Annotated in this window: 19 protein-coding genes; 3 read left to right on the top strand and 16 right to left on the bottom strand. The window is 70.9% G+C overall.

Annotation, left to right across the window (positions count from 1 at the left end; genetic code table 11):
* Positions 1 to 8: 8 nt before the first annotated feature.
* Genes nuoK through AB0E19_RS18855 form a run of 11 tightly spaced genes read right to left on the bottom strand, consistent with a single transcriptional unit; the run spans position 9 to position 10602 of the window.
* Positions 9 to 308, bottom strand: coding sequence for an NADH-quinone oxidoreductase subunit NuoK (nuoK, locus tag AB0E19_RS18905; RefSeq protein ID WP_360601036.1), 300 nt, complete (start codon positions 306 to 308; stop codon positions 9 to 11).
* Positions 305 to 1129, bottom strand: coding sequence for an NADH-quinone oxidoreductase subunit J (locus AB0E19_RS18900; RefSeq protein ID WP_362180979.1), 825 nt, complete (start codon positions 1127 to 1129; stop codon positions 305 to 307). The genes nuoK and AB0E19_RS18900 overlap by 4 nt, the downstream gene beginning before the upstream one ends.
* On the bottom strand, positions 1126 to 1704 hold the full coding sequence (nuoI, locus tag AB0E19_RS18895; RefSeq protein WP_362180976.1) for an NADH-quinone oxidoreductase subunit NuoI: 579 nt from the start codon (positions 1702 to 1704) through the stop codon (positions 1126 to 1128). The genes AB0E19_RS18900 and nuoI overlap by 4 nt, the downstream gene beginning before the upstream one ends.
* A complete protein-coding gene (gene nuoH, locus AB0E19_RS18890; RefSeq protein WP_362181269.1) occupies positions 1697 to 3022 on the bottom strand; it encodes an NADH-quinone oxidoreductase subunit NuoH in 1326 nt (441 codons plus the stop codon). The genes nuoI and nuoH overlap by 8 nt, the downstream gene beginning before the upstream one ends.
* A gap of 29 nt (positions 3023 to 3051) precedes the next feature.
* On the bottom strand, positions 3052 to 5541 hold the full coding sequence (locus AB0E19_RS18885; protein ID WP_362180973.1) for an NADH-quinone oxidoreductase subunit G: 2490 nt from the start codon (positions 5539 to 5541) through the stop codon (positions 3052 to 3054).
* Positions 5538 to 6887, bottom strand: coding sequence for an NADH-quinone oxidoreductase subunit NuoF (gene nuoF, locus AB0E19_RS18880; protein WP_362180970.1), 1350 nt, complete (start codon positions 6885 to 6887; stop codon positions 5538 to 5540). Before nuoF ends, AB0E19_RS18885 begins: the two co-directional genes overlap by 4 nt.
* A complete protein-coding gene (nuoE, locus tag AB0E19_RS18875) occupies positions 6887 to 7630 on the bottom strand; it encodes an NADH-quinone oxidoreductase subunit NuoE (RefSeq protein ID WP_362180967.1) in 744 nt (247 codons plus the stop codon). Before nuoE ends, nuoF begins: the two co-directional genes overlap by 1 nt.
* Complete coding sequence (locus AB0E19_RS18870; RefSeq protein ID WP_362180964.1) at positions 7627 to 8946, bottom strand: NADH-quinone oxidoreductase subunit D; 1320 nt, start codon at positions 8944 to 8946, stop codon at positions 7627 to 7629. Before AB0E19_RS18870 ends, nuoE begins: the two co-directional genes overlap by 4 nt.
* The gene (locus tag AB0E19_RS18865; protein ID WP_362180961.1) at positions 8943 to 9674 is read right to left on the bottom strand and encodes an NADH-quinone oxidoreductase subunit C; all 732 of its coding nucleotides are present in this window, start codon (positions 9672 to 9674) and stop codon (positions 8943 to 8945) included. The genes AB0E19_RS18870 and AB0E19_RS18865 overlap by 4 nt, the downstream gene beginning before the upstream one ends.
* Positions 9671 to 10225 carry an NADH-quinone oxidoreductase subunit B gene (locus AB0E19_RS18860; RefSeq protein ID WP_010041554.1) on the bottom strand — a complete coding sequence of 185 codons (555 nt, stop codon included), beginning with the start codon at positions 10223 to 10225 and terminating at the stop codon, positions 9671 to 9673. The genes AB0E19_RS18865 and AB0E19_RS18860 overlap by 4 nt, the downstream gene beginning before the upstream one ends.
* A 17-nt stretch (positions 10226 to 10242) precedes the next feature.
* Positions 10243 to 10602 carry an NADH-quinone oxidoreductase subunit A gene (locus tag AB0E19_RS18855; RefSeq protein ID WP_030494815.1) on the bottom strand — a complete coding sequence of 120 codons (360 nt, stop codon included), beginning with the start codon at positions 10600 to 10602 and terminating at the stop codon, positions 10243 to 10245.
* A 672-nt stretch (positions 10603 to 11274) separates the two neighbouring features.
* Here AB0E19_RS18855 and AB0E19_RS18850 point away from each other — a divergent pair.
* Complete coding sequence (locus tag AB0E19_RS18850) at positions 11275 to 12174, top strand: C40 family peptidase (protein WP_362180956.1); 900 nt, start codon at positions 11275 to 11277, stop codon at positions 12172 to 12174.
* Positions 12175 to 12250: 76 nt separating this feature from the next.
* Here the strand turns inward: AB0E19_RS18850 and AB0E19_RS18845 are convergent, their stop codons facing one another.
* The 3 genes from AB0E19_RS18845 to AB0E19_RS18835 all read right to left on the bottom strand — a co-directional run bounded on the left by AB0E19_RS18845 (position 12251) and on the right by AB0E19_RS18835 (position 15014).
* On the bottom strand, positions 12251 to 13537 hold the full coding sequence (locus AB0E19_RS18845; protein WP_362180953.1) for a geranylgeranyl reductase family protein: 1287 nt from the start codon (positions 13535 to 13537) through the stop codon (positions 12251 to 12253).
* 80 nt (positions 13538 to 13617) lie between these two features.
* Positions 13618 to 14208, bottom strand: a complete 591-nt coding sequence (locus AB0E19_RS18840; RefSeq protein ID WP_362180950.1) for a hypothetical protein — start codon at positions 14206 to 14208, stop codon at positions 13618 to 13620.
* Between the two features lie 110 nt (positions 14209 to 14318).
* On the bottom strand, positions 14319 to 15014 hold the full coding sequence (locus tag AB0E19_RS18835) for a demethylmenaquinone methyltransferase (protein WP_362180947.1): 696 nt from the start codon (positions 15012 to 15014) through the stop codon (positions 14319 to 14321).
* 117 nt (positions 15015 to 15131) lie between these two features.
* Here AB0E19_RS18835 and AB0E19_RS18830 point away from each other — a divergent pair, with 117 nt between their 5' ends.
* The gene (locus AB0E19_RS18830) at positions 15132 to 15674 is read left to right on the top strand and encodes a SigE family RNA polymerase sigma factor (RefSeq protein WP_362180944.1); all 543 of its coding nucleotides are present in this window, start codon (positions 15132 to 15134) and stop codon (positions 15672 to 15674) included.
* A 38-nt stretch (positions 15675 to 15712) separates the two neighbouring features.
* A complete protein-coding gene (locus AB0E19_RS18825; protein ID WP_362180941.1) occupies positions 15713 to 16543 on the top strand; it encodes a hypothetical protein in 831 nt (276 codons plus the stop codon).
* A 4-nt stretch (positions 16544 to 16547) separates the two neighbouring features.
* Here AB0E19_RS18825 and AB0E19_RS18820 read toward each other — a convergent pair whose 3' ends face one another.
* Positions 16548 to 17147: a hypothetical protein gene (locus AB0E19_RS18820; protein ID WP_362180938.1), complete on the bottom strand. Its 600-nt coding sequence runs from the start codon at positions 17145 to 17147 to the stop codon at positions 16548 to 16550.
* Positions 17148 to 17155: 8 nt separating this feature from the next.
* A complete protein-coding gene (gene mqnC, locus AB0E19_RS18815; protein WP_362180935.1) occupies positions 17156 to 18355 on the bottom strand; it encodes a cyclic dehypoxanthinyl futalosine synthase in 1200 nt (399 codons plus the stop codon).
* Positions 18356 to 18413 lie beyond the last annotated feature (58 nt).

Here is an 18413-nt window from a genome sequence, read left to right as displayed (position 1 = left end):
TCAGCCCCTCACAGCTTCATCAGGCTGGCGTCGTCGACCGAGGCCGAATGGCGGGATCGGAAGACGGACACGATGATCGCGAGCCCGACGACGACCTCCGCGGCGGCCACGACCATCGTGAAGAAGGCGATGATCTGGCCGTCGAGGTTGCCGTGCATGCGGGAGAAGGTGACGAACGCGAGGTTGCAGGCGTTGAGCATCAGCTCCACGCACATGAAGACCACGATCGCGTTCCGCCGGATGAGCACCCCGACCGCACCGATGGTGAACAACAGGGCGGAGAGATACAGGTAGTTGACGGGATTCACCGGTTGGCCTCCTCTTCGTCCCGGTCGCGTCCGAGCCGCTCCTCGGAGCGCTGCTCCAGGGCCTTGAGGTCGGCGAGCGCCTCCGTCGACACGTCCCGCACCTGGCCCCGCTTGCGCAGGGTCGAGATGACGGTGAGCTCGGACGGGGTGCCGTCGGGCAGCAGGCCCGCGATGTCCACGGCGTTGTGCCGGGCGTAGACGCCGGGGGCGGGCAGCGGCGGCAGGTGCTTGCCGTCGCGCACGCGCTGCTCGGCCAGCTCGCGCTGGGTCCTGGCCCGCTCGGTGCGCTCCCGGTGGGTGAGGAGCATCGCGCCGACGGAGGCGGTGATCAGCAGGGCGCCGGTGATCTCGAAGGCGAAGACGTACTTGGTGAAGATGAGGGCGGCGAGGCCCTCCACGTTCCCCCCGTGCGCCGCGTTGGCCGCGCCGAGGCCGGCGAACTCGGTCAGCGCCGCGTTCCCGATCCCGGCGAAGAGCAGGACGCCGAAGCCGAGGCCGCAGGCGGCGGCCCACCAGCGCTGGCCCTTGATGGTCTCCTTCAGCGAGTCCGCGGCCGTGACGCCGACCAGCATGACGACGAAGAGGAAGAGCATCATGATCGCGCCGGTGTAGACGACGATCTGCACGACGCCGAGGAAGTACGCGCCGTTGGCCAGGTAGAAGACCGCGAGGACGATCATCGTGCCGGCCAGGCACAGGGCGCTGTGCACGGCCTTCTTCATGAGGATGGTGCACAGCGCGCCGATGACGGCGACGGTGCCGAGCACCCAGAACTGGAACGCCTCGCCGGTGGAGGTGGCGTACGCCGCGAGCGCGCTCATGCGTCCGCCCCCTCCGGCTCGGCCGTCTCTCCCTTGGAGACGGCGACCTGGCGCTCGGTCCCGGGCGCGGCCTCGGTGACCAGGCCCCGGTAGTAGTCCTGCTCGGTCATGCCGGGGAAGATCGCGTGCGGGGTGTCGACCATCTGCTCGTCGAGGCCCGCGAGGAGCTGCTCCTTGGTGTAGATCAGGTTCTCGCGGGAGGAGTCGGCCAGTTCGAACTCGTTGGTCATCGTCAGCGCGCGCGTGGGGCACGCCTCGATGCACAGCCCGCACAGGATGCAGCGGGCGTAGTTGATCTGGTAGACGCGGCCGTACCGCTCGCCCGGCGAGTAGCGCTCCTCGTCCGTGTTGTCCGCGCCCTCCACGTAGATGGCGTCGGCGGGGCAGGCCCAGGCGCACAGCTCGCAGCCGACGCACTTCTCCAGGCCGTCCGGGTGGCGGTTGAGCTGGTGCCGGCCGTGGAAGCGGGGTGCCGTCGTCTTCTTCTGCTCGGGGTACTGCTCGGTCAGCCGCTTCTTGAACATGGCCTTGAAGGTCACGCCGAAGCCGGCCACCGGATTCTGGAAGTCAGACACGGTCCGTCCCCCTTTCGTCGGTTTCGGTAGCGGTATCGGGGCCACCACTGACCACGAGGTCCCGCTGGTGTCGGGACCTGCGCCGGGGCACGGGCGGCAGGGACTGTCCGGGCTTGGGCGGTACGGGGAACCCGCCGGCCATCGGGTCGAAGGCGGCCCGCTCGGCCTCGCCCGCCGTCTCCTCCTTCCTCCGGTCGCGGAAGAGGTCGGCGACGAAGGAGAGCAGCAGCACCACGAGGACGGCACCGGCCACGTACAGCACGATGTTCGTGAAGGCGATGTTCTCGTTGCGCAGCGCCCGGACGGTGGCGACCAGCATCAGCCAGACCACGGAGACCGGGATGAGCACCTTCCAGCCGAGCTTCATCAGCTGGTCGTAGCGGACGCGGGGCAGGGTGCCGCGGAGCCAGATGAAGAAGAAGAGCAGCAGCTGCACCTTGAGGACGAACCACAGCATGGGCCACCAGCCGTGGTTGGCGCCCTCCCAGAAGGTGGAGACCGGGTAAGGGGCCCGCCAGCCGCCCAGGAAGAGCGTCACCGACACGGCGGAGACCGTCACCATGTTCACGTACTCGGCGAGCATGAACATCGCGAACTTGATGGACGAGTACTCGGTGTTGAAGCCGCCGACGAGGTCGCCCTCGGACTCCGGCATGTCGAAGGGGGCGCGGTTCGTCTCGCCGACCATCGTCACGATGTAGATGAGGAACGACACCGGCAGCAGGATGACGAACCAGCGGTCCTGCTGGGCCTCGACGATCGCCGAGGTCGACATGGACCCGGAGTAGAGGAAGACGGAGGCGAACGCGGCGCCCATGGCGATCTCGTACGAGATCATCTGCGCGCAGGAGCGGAGGCCGCCGAGGAGCGGGTACGTCGAGCCCGACGACCAGCCGGCGAGGACGATGCCGTAGATGCCGACGGAGGCGACCGCGAGGATGTACAGCATCGCGATCGGCAGGTCGGTGAGCTGCATCGTGGTGCGCTGGCCGAAGATCGACACCTCGTTGCCGGCCGGCCCGAAGGGGATCACCGCGATCGCCATGAAGGCGGGGATGGCGGCGACGATCGGGGCCAGGACGTAGACGACCTTGTCGGCCCGCTTGACGATCACGTCCTCCTTCAGCATCAGCTTGATGCCGTCCGCGAGGGACTGGAGGAGGCCCCAGGGGCCGTGCCGGTTGGGGCCGATGCGCAGCTGCATCCAGGCGACGACCTTGCGCTCCCACACGATGGAGAAGAGCACGGTCACCATCAGGAACGCGAAGCAGAAGACGGCCTTGATCGCGACGAGCCACCAGGGGTCCGTCCCGAACATGGACAGGTCCTCGGCGGCGAGGAGGGTGTTCACGCCTGCACCTCCGTCGAAGCCGAAGGGGCGGCCGGGCCGATGCGGACCAGGTCGCCGGGGTGGGCGCCGGTGTCGGCGAGGACGCCGTGGCCGGTGGAGTTCAGCGGGAGCCAGACGACGCGGTCGGGCATCTCGGTGACCTGGAGGGGGAAGGTGACGGAGCCCGCGGGGCCGCTGACCTCCAGGAGGTCGCCGTCCTTGACGCCGGTGTCGGCGGCGGTGTCGGCGGAGAGCCGGGCGACCGCCGCGTGGCGGGTGCCGGCCAGGGCGGTGTCGCCCTCCTGGAGGCGGCCGAGGTCGAGGAGCAGCCGGTGGCCGGCGAGGACGGCCTCGCCGTCGCCGGGCCGGGGGGCCGGGACCGCGTGGGCGGTGGGCTCGGAGGCCCGCTCCCCGGCGCGGCTGCCGAGCCGGTCCAGCTCGCGCCGGGCCGCCTTCAGGTCGGGCAGGGCGAGGTGGGCGTCCATGGCGTCGGCGAGCATGTGGAGCACGCGGGCGTCGGCGGGGGCGAGCGGGCGGGTCATCTGCTCCGGCTTGAGCGCGGCCTCGAACATCCGCGCCCTGCCCTCCCAGTTGAGGAAGGTGCCGGACTTCTCGGCGACCGCGGCGACCGGCAGGACGACGTCGGCGCGCTCGGTGACGGCGCCGGGGCGCAGTTCGAGGGAGACGACGAAGGCCGCGTCGAGTGCTTCGCGCGCGCGTGCCGGGTCGGGCAGGTCGTCGACGTCGACGCCGCCGACGAGGAGCGCGGCGAGTTCGCCGGAGGCGGCCGCCTCGACGATCTGGCCGGTGTCGCGGCCGTAGCCGTGCGGGAGTTCGCGGACGCCCCAGGCGGCGGCGACCTCCTCACGCGCGCGCGGGTCGGTCGCCGGCCGGCCGCCGGGCAGCAGGCCGGGCAGCGCCCCGGCCTCGATGGCGCCGCGCTCGCCGGCCCGGCGCGGGATCCACACGAGCTTCGCGCCGGTGGCGGCGGAGGCCCGCAGGGCGGCGGTGAGCGCGCCGGGCACGCCGGCGAGCCGTTCGCCGACGGCGATGACGGCGCCCTCCTCGCGGAGGGCCTCGGAGGCGGCCCAGCCGCCGGAGTCGAGGCCGACGCGGGAGGTGAGGGCGTCGAGCCACTCGGTCTCGGTGCCGGGGGCGGCGGGCAGCAGGGTGCCGCCGGCCTTCTCCAGGCCCCGGGTGGCGTGGGTGGCGACGGCGTAGGTCCTCTGCCCGTGCTTGCGCCAGGCCTTGCGGAGCCGCAGGAAGACGCCGGGGGCCTCCTCCTCGGACTCCAGGCCGACGAGCAGCACCATCGGCGCGGCTTCGAGCGAGGTGTACGTGACGCCCGACCCGTCCAGGTCCCGTCCCCGTCCGGCGACGTACGAGGCGAGGAAGTCGGCCTCCTCGCCGGAGTGGATCCGGGCACGGAAGTCGACGTCGTTGGTGTCGAGGGCGACGCGGGCGAACTTGGCGTAGGCGTAGGCGTCCTCGACGGTGAGCCGGCCGCCGGCGAGGACGCCGGTGCGGCCGCGGACGAGCCCGCGGGCGGCGGCCTCCAGGGCCTCGGGCCAGGACGCCGGTTCGAGGACGCCGACGGCGTTGCGCACGAGGGGGGTCGTCAGCCGGTCGCGCTGCTGCGCGTACCGGAAGCCGAACCGGCCCTTGTCGCAGATCCACTCCTCGTTGACCTCGGGCTCGTTCTGCGCGAGGCGGCGCATGACCTTGCCGCGCCGGTGGTCGGTGCGGGTGGCGCAGCCGCCGGCGCAGTGCTCGCACACCGACGGCGAGGAGACCAGGTCGAAGGGGCGGGAGCGGAAGCGGTACGCCGCCGAGGTGAGCGCGCCGACCGGGCAGATCTGGATGGTGTTGCCGGAGAAGTACGACTCGAAGGGGTCGCCCTCTCCGGTGCCGACCTGCTGGAGGGCGCCGCGCTCGATCAGCTCGATCATCGGGTCGCCGGCGACCTGGTTGGAGAAGCGGGTGCAGCGGGCGCAGAGCACGCACCGCTCGCGGTCGAGCAGCACCTGGGTGGAGATCGGGACCGGCTTCTCGTAGGTCCGCTTGACGCCCTCGAAGCGGGAGTCGGACTGTCCGTGGGACATGGCCTGGTTCTGCAGGGGGCACTCGCCGCCCTTGTCGCAGACCGGGCAGTCCAGCGGGTGGTTGATGAGCAGCAGCTCCATCACGCCGTGCTGGGCCTTCTCGGCGACCGGCGAGGTCAGCTGCGACCTGACGACCATGCCGTCGGTGCAGGTGATGGTGCAGGAGGCCATCGGCTTGCGCTGGCCCTCGACCTCGACGATGCACTGGCGGCAGGCGCCGGCGGGGTCGAGGAGGGGGTGGTCGCAGAAGCGGGGGATCTCGATGCCGAGCTGCTCGGCGGCGCGGATGACCAGGGTCCCCTTGGGGACGGAGATCTCGACGCCGTCGATGGTCAGCGTCACGAGGTCTTCCGGCGGTACGGCCGGGGAGCCGCCGCCCGCCGGGGTGGACGCGGTGACGGTCATGCGGTCACCTCCTTGTGGTTGTCCGCCCAGGCGGTCGACTTGGCCGGGTCGAAGGGGCAGCCCTTGCCCGTGATGTGCTGCTCGTACTCCTCGCGGAAGTACTTCAGCGAGGAGAAGATCGGCGAGGCGGCGCCGTCGCCGAGGGCGCAGAACGACTTGCCGTTGATGTTGTCGGCGATGTCGCCCAGCTTGTCGAGGTCGGACATCACGCCCTTGCCGGCCTCGATGTCGCGCAGGAGCTGGACGAGCCAGTAGGTGCCCTCGCGGCAGGGGGTGCACTTGCCGCAGGACTCGTGGGCGTAGAACTCGGTCCAGCGGGTGACGGCCCGGACGACGCAGGTGGTCTCGTCGAAGCACTGCAGGGCCTTGGTGCCGAGCATGGAGCCGGCGGCGCCGACGCCCTCGTAGTCGAGCGGCACGTCGAGGTGCTCGTCGGTGAACATGGGGGTGGAGGAGCCGCCGGGGGTCCAGAACTTGAGCCGGTGTCCGGGGCGCATGCCGCCGCTCATGTCGAGGAGCTGGCGCAGGGTGATGCCGAGGGGGGCCTCGTACTGGCCGGGCGAGGCGACGTGCCCGCTCAGCGAGTAGAGCGTGAAGCCGGGGGACTTCTCGCTGCCCATCGAGGTGAACCATTCCTTGCCGCGCTGGAGGATCGCGGGAACGGAGGCGATGGACTCGACGTTGTTCACCACGGTGGGGCAGGCGTAGAGGCCGGCGACCGCGGGGAAGGGGGGCCGGAGCCGGGGCTGGCCGCGGCGGCCTTCGAGCGAGTCGAGCAGGGCGGTCTCCTCGCCGCAGATGTACGCGCCGGCGCCGGCGTGCACGGTGAGTTCGAGGTTCAGTCCGCTGCCGAGGATGTTCCGGCCGAGGTAGCCGGCGGCGTACGCCTCGCGGACCGCCTCGTGGAGGCGGCGCAGGACGGGGACGACCTCGCCGCGCAGGTAGATGAACGCGTGCTCGGAGCGGATCGCGTGGCAGGCGATGATCATTCCCTCGATGAGGGAGTGCGGGTTGGCGAAGAGGAGGGGGATGTCCTTGCAGGTGCCCGGCTCGGACTCGTCGGCGTTGACGACGAGGTAGTGCGGCTTGCCGTCGCCCTGCGGGATGAACTGCCACTTCATGCCGGTGGGGAAGCCGGCGCCGCCGCGTCCGCGGAGCCCGGAGTCCTTCACGTAGGCGATGAGGTCGTCGGGGCTCATGGCGAGCGCGCGCCGGAGGCCCTGGTAGCCCTCGTGGCGTTCGTACGTCTCCAGCGTCCAGGAGTCGGGCTGGTCCCAGAAGGCGGAGAGGACCGGGGCGAGCAGCTTCTCGGGGCTGCTGGAGTTGATCTCGGCGGCCAAGGTCATCACTCTCCCTCCTGACCGGCTGCTTCGCCGCGCGGGTGGACGATCCGGGTCTGCTGCGGGGTCTCGCCCCTGGCCAGCCGGAGGCCGACGAGGGAGGCGGGTCCCGCGCCGCCGGTGGCCTCGACGGCGCCGGGGCGCTCGTCGGGGAAGCCGGCGAGGATGCGGGCGGTCTCCTTGAAGGTGCACAGGGGGGCGCCGCGGGTGGGTTCGACGGTGCGGCCCGCGCGGAGGTCGTCGACCATCTTCTTGGCCGACTCGGGGGTCTGGTTGTCGAAGAACTCCCAGTTGACCATCACGACGGGCGCGAAGTCGCAGGCCGCGTTGCACTCGATGTGTTCGAGCGTGATCTTCCCGTCCTCGGTCGTCTCGTCGTTGCCGACGCCGAGGTGTTCCTTGAGCTCCTCGAAGATGGCGTCGCCGCCCATGACCGCGCAGAGGGTGTTGGTGCAGACGCCGACCTGGTAGTCGCCGGACGGCTTGCGGCGGTACATCGTGTAGAAGGTGGCGACGGCGGTGACCTCGGCGGTGGTCAGGCCGAGCGTGTCGGCGCAGAAGGACATGCCGGTACGGGTCACGTGGCCCTCCTCCGACTGCACGAGGTGCAGCATCGGCAGGAGCGCGGAGCGGGAGTCCGGGTAGCGGTCGATGATCGCCTTCGCGTCCGCGGTCAGACGGGCGTGGACGTCCGCCGGGTACGGGGCCGCGGGGAGCTGGGGCATCCCGAGGCTGACGTTCTCCGTCATCGGTCGACGCCTCCCATCACGGGGTCGATGGAGGCGACGGCGACGATGACGTCGGCGACCTGGCCGCCCTCGCACATCGCGGCCATGGCCTGGAGGTTGGTGAAGGACGGGTCGCGGAAGTGGACGCGGAAGGGGCGGGTGCCGCCGTCGGAGACCACGTGCACGCCGAGTTCGCCCTTGGGGGACTCGACGGCCGCGTACGCCTGGCCGGCCGGGACCCGGAAGCCCTCGGTGACCAGCTTGAAGTGGTGGATCAGGGCCTCCATGGAGGTGCCCATGATCTTCTTGATGTGGTCGAGGGAGTTGCCGAGGCCGTCGGGGCCGAGGGCGAGCTGCGCGGGCCAGGCGATCTTCTTGTCGCCGACCATGACCGGGCCGGGCTCCAGCCGGTCGAGGCACTGCTCGACGATCCGCAGCGACTGGCGCATCTCCTCCAGGCGGACGAGGAAGCGGCCGTAGGAGTCGCAGCTGTCGGCGGTGGGGACCTCGAAGTCGTAGTTCTCGTAGCCGCAGTACGGGTCGGTCTTCCGCAGGTCGTGCGGGAGGCCCGCCGACCGGAGGATCGGTCCGGTGGCGCCGAGGGCCATGCAGCCGGTGAGGTCGAGGTAGCCGACGTCCTGCATGCGGGCCTTGAAGATGGGGTTGCCGGTGGCGAGCTTGTCGTACTCCGGCAGGTTCTTCTTCATGGTCTTCACGAACTCGCGCACGGCGTCGACGCCGCCGGGCGGGAGGTCCTGGGCGAGGCCGCCGGGCCGGATGTAGGCGTGGTTCATGCGCAGGCCGGTGATCAGCTCGTACAGGTCCAGGATCATCTCGCGGTCCCGGAAGCCGTAGATCATGATCGTGGTGGCGCCGAGCTCCATGCCGCCGGTGGCGATGCACACCAGGTGCGAGGAGAGCCGGTTGAGCTCCATGAGGAGGACCCGGATGACGCTGGCCCGGTCGGGGATGTCGTCGGTGATGCCGAGCAGCTTCTCCACGCCGAGGCAGTACGCCGTCTCGTTGTAGAACGAGGTGAGGTAGTCCATGCGCGTGACGAAGGTGGTGCCCTGCGTCCAGGTCCGGTATTCGAGGTTCTTCTCGATGCCGGTGTGGAGGTAGCCGATGCCGCAGCGGGCCTCGGTGACGGTCTCGCCGTCGATCTCCAGGATGAGCCGCAGCACGCCGTGGGTGGAGGGGTGCTGCGGGCCCATGTTGACGACGATCCGCTCGTCGTCGGCCTTCGCCGCGGACTGGACGACCTCGTCCCAGTCGCCGCCGGTGACCGTGTAGACGGTGCCTTCGGTGGTCTCGCGGGGGCTTGATGCGGTGTTCACGAGTACGACCTCCGCTGGTCCGGAGCCGGGATCTGGGCGCCCTTGTACTCGACGGCGATGCCGCCGAGCGGGTAGTCCTTGCGCTGCGGGTGGCCCTGCCAGTCGTCCGGCATCATGATCCGGGTGAGGGCGGGGTGGCCGTCGAAGACGATCCCGAAGAAGTCGTACGTCTCGCGCTCGTGCCAGTCGTTCGTCGGGTAGACGGAGACGAGGGACGGGATCCGCGGGTCGTCGTCGGGGGCCGAGACCTCCAGGCGGATCAGCCGCCCGTGGGTGAGCGAGCGCAGGTGGTAGACGGCGTGCAGCTCGCGGCCCTTGTCGCCCGGGTAGTGGACGCCGGAGACGCCGGTACAGAGCTCGAAGCGGAGCGCCGGGTCGTCGCGCAGGGTGCGGGCCACGCGGACGAGGTGCTCGCGCTCGATGTGGAAGGTGAGCTCGCCGCGGTCGACGACCGTCTTCTCGATGGCGTTCCCGGGGACGAGCCCCTGCTCCTCCAGGGCGCCTTCGAGTTCGTCGGCGACCTCGTCGAACCAGCCGCCGTAGGGGCGGGCGGCGGGGCCGGGGAGGCGGATGGAGCGGACGAGGCCGCCGTAGCCGGAGGTGTCGCCGCCGTTGTTCGCGCCGAACATGCCGCGCTGGAGCCGTACCTCCTCCCCGTGCTCACCGCGCTGTCCGGGCAGGTTCTGCTCGGACAGCTCCTTCTCGGGGTTCGGGGTTTCGTCGCTCAACGGAGCAGACCCTTCATCTCGATGGTCGGCAGCGCCTTGAGCGCCGCCTCCTCCGCCTCGCGGGCCGCCTCCTCGGCGTTCACGCCGAGCTTGGACGTCTGGATCTTCTGGTGGAGCTTGAGGATCGCGTCCATCAGCATCTCGGGGCGCGGCGGGCAGCCGGGCAGGTAGATGTCGACCGGCACGATGTGGTCGACGCCCTGCACGATGGCGTAGTTGTTGAACATGCCGCCCGAGGAGGCGCAGACGCCCATGGAGATGACCCATTTGGGGTTGGGCATCTGGTCGTAGACCTGCCTCAGGACGGGCGCCATCTTCTGGCTGACCCGGCCGGCGACGATCATGAGGTCGGCCTGGCGCGGGGAGCCGCGGAAGACCTCCATGCCGAAGCGGGCGAGGTCGTAGCGGCCGGCGCCGGTCGTCATCATCTCGATGGCGCAGCAGGCGAGGCCGAAGGTCGCGGGGAAGACGGATGACTTCCGGACCCAGCCCGCGGCCTGCTCGACGGTGGTCAGCAGAAAACCGCTGGGCAGTTTCTCTTCGAGTCCCATGGGTGCTCCTCAGCCCCTCAGTCCCATTCCAGGCCGCCGCGCCGCCACACGTAGGCGTAGGCGACGAAGACGGTGAGCACGAAGAGCAGCATCTCCACGAGCCCGAAAAGCCCCAGGGCGTCGAAGGTGACGGCCCAGGGGTAGAGGAAGACGATCTCGATGTCGAAGACGATGAAGAGCATCGCCGTCAGGTAGTACTTGATGGGGAAGCGGCCGCCTCCGGCGGGCGTGGGTGTCGGCTCGATGCCGCACTCGTACGCCTCAAGTTTTGCCCTGTTGTACCGCTTTGGCCCGATTAGCGTGGCCATGACCACGGAGAAGATCGCAAACCCCGCACCCAGGGCACCGAGCACGAGGATGGGCGCGTACGCATTCACGCTCCTCGCTCCTTCCAGTCGTCCTTGACCGTTGGACCGCACCGTCGGGTCCTTCGAAAGATCGCCCCCATGTGAGGCAGTTCACAAGCCCGACGTCCGCGTATCTTAAGCCCGCCCCTCTGTGATCTGCGACACGGGAGTCGCCAACGGATTTGTGATCTCTACCACCTGACGAAGGATCATGAAGTCGTACGAGCGGTGATCTTGTCGCGTGAAGCGCCCAGGTGATCACCAGGTGTGACATTCGGACCGGAAATCGCTGGTCGGAGGGGGTGGCGCTCTATCAAGCCGTGGGCCCTACAGGCAAATTGGCAGTGGACGCGTCCGGGTGATATAGGCATCCGCGTCGCCCGTCCGAGGGGCCGGCGGGATCGAAGTGGACGCCTCGACTCCGTGTGCACGCGTTCACGAGACGGAGATGTGACCTGCGTCACGCCATTCGAGCCCGAAAAGAACAGGGCTTGGCCATCGGCATGAAGAGGTGGTAAGCGAAGGGCAATTCGGGCATCTCATTGAAAACCCATGATCAAGGGCACAATGAGCCGTGCCCGAATTGCCCGTTACGGCGTCAATAAGGGCGACGGGGAACCGGATTGAAAGGTTCCGGTCGTAACTGTGGCGCAACCCACGTTTCTTGAAGGGAACCGTGAAGCCCTGATAGCGGTTGTACCCATGTCCCAGACCGCTCACATACCCAGCCACCGGAAGCCCCGCCGCAGCGCCTCGAAGCTCGCGCTCCGCGCCGGAGTTGCCGGTGGCGTCCTCAGCACCATCGCGGTGGCCGGTGCTGCCGGACCGGCGAATGCCGAGCCGGTGACCGAGACCATCGAGATGCCCACGCTGGGATCGCTCGGCACCGACCTCTCCAGCGCCGTGGCCGCCTCCGCCGAGGCCTCCGAGCAGGAGGCCCTCGACCAGAGCCTGGAGGCCCAGGAGGCCGCCGCCCTGGAGAAGGCCGCCAAGGACGCCAAGAAGGCCAAGGCCGAGGCCGACCGCAAGGCCGAGGCCGAGCGCGCCGAGAAGGCCCGCAAGGAGGCCGAGGCGAAGGCCGAGGCCGAGCGCGCCGCCGCCGAGGCCCGCGCCGAGGCCCGGGAGCGCGCCTCCCGCGACGCCGCCCGCACCCAGCTGACCGCCACCTCGGCGTCGGCCTCCTCGGACTCCTCCTCGGACTCGGACTCCTCGTCGTCGTCCGCCTCCGAGTCGACCCAGGTCGCCTCCGGCTCCGCCGCCGCCATCGTCGCCTTCGCCAAGGCGCAGGTCGGCGACGCGTACGTCTCCGGCGGCACGGGCCCCAACTCCTGGGACTGCTCCGGCCTCGTCCAGGCCGCCTACCGCCAGGCCGGCATCGACCTGCCCCGCATCTCGTACTCCCAGTCGAGCATGGGCACGTCCGTCTCCCTGAGCAACCTCCAGCCGGGCGACATCCTCTACTGGGGCAGCCGCAGCGGCTCGTACCACGTCGCCATCTACGTCGGCGGCGGCAAGTACGTCGGCGCGCAGAACCCGTCCACGGGCGTCGTCGAGCGCTCCCTGGACTGGGACCCGCCGTCGGGCGCCGTCCGCATCCTCTGATCCCCGCGATCGGAGCCGTACGAAAGGGCCGTCACTCCTCGGGGGAGCGACGGCCCTTCGGCGTTCGGGGGGGGCGTCAGGCCTTCGGGGCGACCTTCGACAGGCCGTTGATGATGCGGTCCATCGCGTCCCCGCCCGTCGGGTCCGTGAGGTTCGCCAGCATCTTGAGCGTGAACTTCATCAGGACCGGGTGGGTGAGGCCGCGCTGGGTCGCGATCTTCATGACCTTCGGGTTGCCGATGAGCTTCACGAAGGCGCGGCCCAGGGTGTAGTAGCCGCCGTAGGTGTCCTTCAGGATCTTCGGGTAGTTGTGCAGGGCCAGTTCGCGCTGGGCGGGGGTCGCGCGGGCGTGCGCCTGGACGATGACGTCGGCGGCGATCTGCCCGGACTCCATGGCGTAGGCGATGCCCTCGCCGTTGAAGGGGTTCACGAGACCGCCCGCGTCGCCGACGAGCAGCAGGCCCTTCGTGTAGTGCGGCTGGCGGTTGAAGGCCATCGGGAGGGCCGCGCCGCGGATCGGCGTCGTCATGTTCTCCGGGGTGAAGCCCCAGTCCTCCGGCATCGAGGCGCACCAGGCCTTCAGCACCTCGCGCCAGTCCAGCTCACGGAAGGCGGAGGAGGAGTTGAGGATGCCGAGGCCGACGTTGGAGGTGCCGTCGCCCATGCCGAAGATCCAGCCGTAGCCCGGGAGGAGACGGTCCTCGGCGCCGCGCTTGTCCCACAGCTCCAGCCACGACTCCAGGTAGTCGTCGTCGTGCCGCGGGGTCGTGAAGTACGTGCGGACGGCGACGCCCATCGGGCGGTCCTCGCGGCGGTGCAGGCCCATCGCGAGGGAGAGGCGCGTCGAGTTGCCGTCGGCGGCGACGACCAGCGGGGCGTGGAAGGTGACCTCGGTCTTCTCCTCGCCCAGCTTGGCGTGGACGCCGGTGATGCGGCCCGTGCGCTCGTCGACGACCGGCGCGCCGACGTTGCAGCGCTCGTAGAGCCGCGCGCCGGCCTTCTGCGCCTGCCGCGCCAGCATCTCGTCGAAGTCGTCGCGCTTGCGGACCAGTCCGTAGTCCGGGTACGAGGCGAGGTCGGGCCAGTCGAGCTGGAGCCGGACGCCGCCGCCGATGATCCGCAGGCCCTTGTTCCGCAGCCAGCCGGCCTCTTCGGAGATGTCGATGCCCATGGCGACGAGCTGCTTGGTGGCGCGCGGGGTCAGGCCGTCACCGCAGACCTTCTCGCGCGGGAACGCCGTCTTCTCCAGGAGCAGCACGTCGAGCCCGGCCTTCGCCAGGTAGTACGCGGTGGTGGAGCCGGCCGGGCCCGCCCCGACGACGATCACGTCTGCGCTGTGCTCGGAGAGGGGCTTCTCGGTCACGGCGAATCTCCCGAAAGGTCGGCGAAGAGGTCGTAGGGAAGTCTAGGACGGGCGGCCCGGGGCGAGGCGAAAGGGGCGGGTCAGAGCGCCGGAGGCGGAGGGGCCGGTGACCAGGCGTCGGGGTCGAAGCCGTCGGGGAGCTTCCCGCAGTCCGCGTACACGCTCACCTCGTAGGTGCCCGTCGCGCTCGACGGCCCGTACCAGTCGACCGTCACCTTGTCGCCGGAGTCCGGGTGCGCGAACTGGGCCCCCGGGTCGTGCTCGTCCTCCCAGCCGGGCTTCCACCCCGCGGCCGTCAGCCGGGCCCGGGTGCGTTCCAGGCCCGCGCGGGCCGCGGCCTCGGAGACGCCTTCGGTCCTCCAGGACAGGGAGAAGCCGCTGACGTCCGGGCGGGCCTGATCGAAGTGGGCGAGGTAGCGCAGGCCCCGGTAGTAGCAGCTGCTCGTCCCGATCCGGCCCCGCTCCGGGGCGGAGCCCGGCGGCAGCCCCGCCTCGTCGTACGTCCGCCGGACCTCCGCCTCCAGCCGGGCGGCGACCGCGTCGGGGTCGACGGCGGGATACGGGAAGCCGAACCACACGACCGCGCCGAGGAGGGCGAGGGCCGAGGCGGCGGTGCCGAGGAGCGCGCGGCGGACGGGACGGGAAGGGCGGAACGGGATACGGAGGCGCATGTGCCGATCGTCCGGCGGGCCGGGGCCTCGCCGCATCGGTGCGGGTACTCAGCCGCGTACTCGTGTGCGTACGCGCCGCGCGCTCCTCCCCCGCCCGTGGTCCCGCCCCGCTACTCCGCCTTGAAGCCGCGGTGGAGGGCGACGATGCCGCCGGTGAGGTTGCGCCAGGCGACCTTCGACCAGCCGGCCTTCCGGAGGAGGCCCGCGAGGGTGGGCTGGTCCGGCCAGGACTGGATGGACTCGGCGAGGTAGACGTACGCGTCGGGGTTGGAGGAGACGGCCCGGGCCACCGGCGGCAGGGCGCGCATCAGGTACTCCTCGTACACCGTGCGGAACGGGGCCCACGTGGGGTGGGAGAACTCCGAGATCACGACCCGGCCGCCGGGCTTCGTCACGCGGTACAGCTCGCGCAGCGCCTGCTCGGTGTCCTGGATGTTGCGGAGGCCGAAGGAGATCGTCACCGCGTCGAAGACGTCGTCCCGGAAGGGCAGCTTCGTGCCGTCGCCCGCCGTGAAGGGCATCCACGGGTGCCGCTGCTTGCCGACCCGGAGCATGCCGAGGGAGAAGTCGCAGGGGACGACGTACGCGCCCGCGCGCGCGAAGGGCTGCGAGGAGGTGGCCGTGCCGGCGGCGAGGTCGAGGATCTTCTGCGCGGGCCGCGCGTCGACCGCCCTGGCGACCTCCTTGCGCCATCTGCGGTCCTGGCCGAGCGACAGCACGTCGTTGGTGAGGTCGTAGTTGGCCGCCACGTCGTCGAACATGGAGGCGACTTCGTGCGGCTGCTTGTCCAGATTGGCTCGGGTCACGCGTCCCATTCAAGCAGCCGCCCGAATCTCTTCCCGTACCGCTTCAACCTTTCGGCGGCGCGGGTGCTCAAGGACGGTCGGACACACGCACACGACGGCGAGGAGAGCGGGAGTGCGATGGCAGTGACGACCGAGGTGGACCCACGGGCGGTCCGGGTGCCGGACGTGAGGTCGGCGGCCGGCTTCGAGGAGTTCGCGCGGACGGCGCAGCAGCGGCTGTACCGGACGGCGTACCTGCTCTGCGGGGACGCGGAGCACGCGCGGGACCTGACCCAGACGACGCTGGCGAAGCTCTACCAGCACTGGCGGAAGGCGGGGGCGGCCGAGCATCCGCACGCCTACGCCAAGACCGTGCTGACCCGGACCTTCCTGGCCGAGCGGCGCAGGCGGCTGCGGGACCTGCTGGTCCTCACCCGCACCGGCGGCACCGTGCGGGAGCCCGCCGCCGATCAGCCGGAGCTGCGGGTGACGCTGCTCGCCGCGCTCGCCGAACTGCCGCCGAGGGCCCGGGCCATGGTGGTGCTGCGCTACTGGGACGACCAGAGCGTGGCCTCCGTGGCCGCGCTGCTGCGGTGCAGCGAGGCGACCGTGAAGAGCCAGTGCTCGCGCTCGCTGGCCCGTCTCCGCGTGCGCCTGGCCGACGCCGGGCTCTCGCTCTGAGGAACCCGAGGAAGAAGAGGAAGAGGAAGAGGTCTGCTGTGAACGACGACACCACCGCCCTCCGGGACGCCTTGGACCGCACGGCGCAGGAGCTGCCGCCGCTGCCCGATCTGGTCCCGCTCGCCGTGCGCGAGGGGCGCAGGCGCCGGGCCAGGGCCCGGTTCGCCACCGCGGCGAGCGCTTTCGGCGTGGTCACCGCCGGGGCCCTCGGGCTCACGCTGCTGCCGGGGAACGGCCCGACTCCGGCGATGCCGGCCGCCCCGCCCTCGTCGCCGGCGGCGAGCGCGAGCCCGAGCGTGAACCCGGACGCGAGCTATCCCCCGGTGGTCGTGGAGGAGACGCCTGGCGTCACCCCGCCCGACAACCCGGACGGGCTGTCCGCCGCCGAGCGGGAGCGCCGGGCGGTCCACCAGCAGCGCGTGGCCGCGCTGCTCGACGAGCTGCTGCCGGCGAAGGTCACCGAGATCCGGCCGGTCAAGGACAAGGTGCACGCGTACCGGATCGCGGCGGGCGGGGAGTCCTTCTGGATGACCGTGTCGGTGCGGCGGAGCGACGACCTCGCCCTCGACGCGTGCCCGGAGAGGAAGGACCCGAGGATCGTGTGCGAGACCGCCGTCTTCGACGGGGACCACGAGGCGCAGCTGCTGTCGATGTCGGCGAACGAGCCGGGCACCTTGGCCGCGTACGTGCGGTTCCCGTACGGCGGGAGCCGCGTGCGGCTCTCCGTCGAGCCCGAGGGCGTGTCGTCGCCGGTGACCCCGCGGGAGCTGTTCGCCGTCGTCGAGGACCCGCGCTTCCTCGACGTGGTGAAGGACGCGGACGCGCGGCCGGTGGAGGAGAAGCTGGCGCCGCCCGTGGTGGGCGGCTGATCCTTCAGCGGGAGCGGTGGACCAGGCGCCCGTCGATGACCGTGGCGACGCAGGTCGAAGCCCCCCGGCGGACGAGGTCGGCCGGGGTGGGGACGTCGAAGACGGCGAAGCGGGCGGGGGCGCCGGGGGTGAGGCGCGGGAGGAGGATCAGGGGGGTCGGGGAGAGGGACGGGGGGCCGGGGAGGTTCGGCGGGCGCTGTCCGACCGCCAGGCCGGCGCGGCGGACCGCGTCCTGGGCCGCCCTCGACCGCAGCTCCCCCGCGACGGCGACCGTGCCGTGGGCGAGCATCCGCTGGACGCCCCGGCGGGCGCTGGCGCCGAGGCGGGCGGGGTCGGAGCGCAGGAGCTCCGCCGCCCGCTCGCCGGTGATCGGCGCGGTGCCGTACGTGTCGGCCTCGCGCGGGTCCGGGTGGTAGGTCCGCTCCAGGAGCTCGGGGGCGTACGGGTTGAGCAGGCCGGGGAGCAGGATGCCGGGCCAGCGGCGGAGGCGGGCGTCCTGGTGGAGCTCGGCCAGCTCCTCGTACGGGCCGACGGCGGCGATCCGCGCGCCGTCGACGAGGACGGCGGTCTCCGGCGACCCGTCGGCGGCGTGCAGGGTGAGCAAGGAGTGCCTCAGTTCGCGTCGAGGAGCTTGAGCTCGGGGTGGGCGGTGCCGCCCTCGATCGCCACGGACGAGATGTGGGAGGCGACGCGGTCGTCGACCGGGTCGTTCGCCGGGTCGTCGTGGACGGCGAGGTGCTCGTAGGTGGTGGAGCGCTGGGCGGGGACGCGGCCGGCCTTGCGGATCAGGTCGATGATCTCCAGGCGGTTGGAGCGGTGCTTGGCACCGGCGGAGGAGACGACGTTCTCCTCCAGCATGATCGAGCCGAGGTCGTCGGCGCCGTAGTGCAGGGAGAGCTGGCCGACCTCCTTGCCGGTGGTCAGCCAGGAGCCCTGGATGTGGGCGACGTTGTCGAGGAAGAGGCGGGCGATCGCGATCATCCGCAGGTACTCGAAGAGGGTGGCCTGGGTGCGGCCCTTGAGGTGGTTGTTCTCGGGCTGGTACGTGTACGGGATGAAGGCCCGGAAGCCACCGGTGCGGTCCTGCACGTCGCGGATCATCCGCAGGTGCTCGATCCGCTCGGCGTTGGTCTCGCCGGTGCCCATGAGCATGGTGGAGGTCGACTCGACGCCCAGCTTGTGGGCGATCTCCATGATCTCCAGCCAGCGCTCGCCGGACTCCTTGAGCGGCGCGATGGCCTTGCGGGGGCGCTCGGGGAGCAGCTCCGCGCCGGCGCCGGCGAAGGAGTCGAGGCCGGCGGCGTGGATGCGGGTGATGGCCTCCTCGACGGAGACGCCGGAGATGCGGGCCATGTGCTCGACCTCGGAGGCGCCGAGGGAGTGGATGACGAGCTGCGGGAAGTCCTTCTTGATGGCCGCGAAGTGCTTCTCGTAGTACTCGACGCCGTAGTCCGGGTGGTGGCCGCCCTGGAACATGATCTGGGTGCCGCCGAGCTCGACGGTCTCCGCGCAGCGGCGCAGGATGTCGTCGAGGTCGCGGGTCCAGCCCTTCTTGGTGTCCTTGGGGGCGGCGTAGAAGGCGCAGAACTTGCAGGCCGTCACACAGACGTTGGTGTAGTTGATGTTCCGCTCGATGATGTACGTCGCGATGTGCTCGGTACCGGCGTAGCGGCGGCGGCGCACGGCGTCGGCCGCCGCGCCGAGCGCGTGCAGGGGCGCCGAGCGGTACAGGTCGAGCGCCTCCTCGGGGGTGATGCGACCGCCTGCGGCGGCACGGTCGAGAACAGACTGGAGCTCGGCCTTCTCGGTCACCGTTTCGTCCCTTTCGGAGGCTTGTCGACGGACCGAACCAGCGTACGCCAGCGGCGGT

It is taken from the genome of Streptomyces sp. NPDC047974, from assembly GCF_040653375.1.
Classification (GTDB): Bacteria; Actinomycetota; Actinomycetes; order Streptomycetales; family Streptomycetaceae; genus Streptomyces.
The sequence above is the reverse complement of the archived record's forward strand: the minus strand, read 5'-3'. Positions and strand labels throughout refer to the sequence as shown.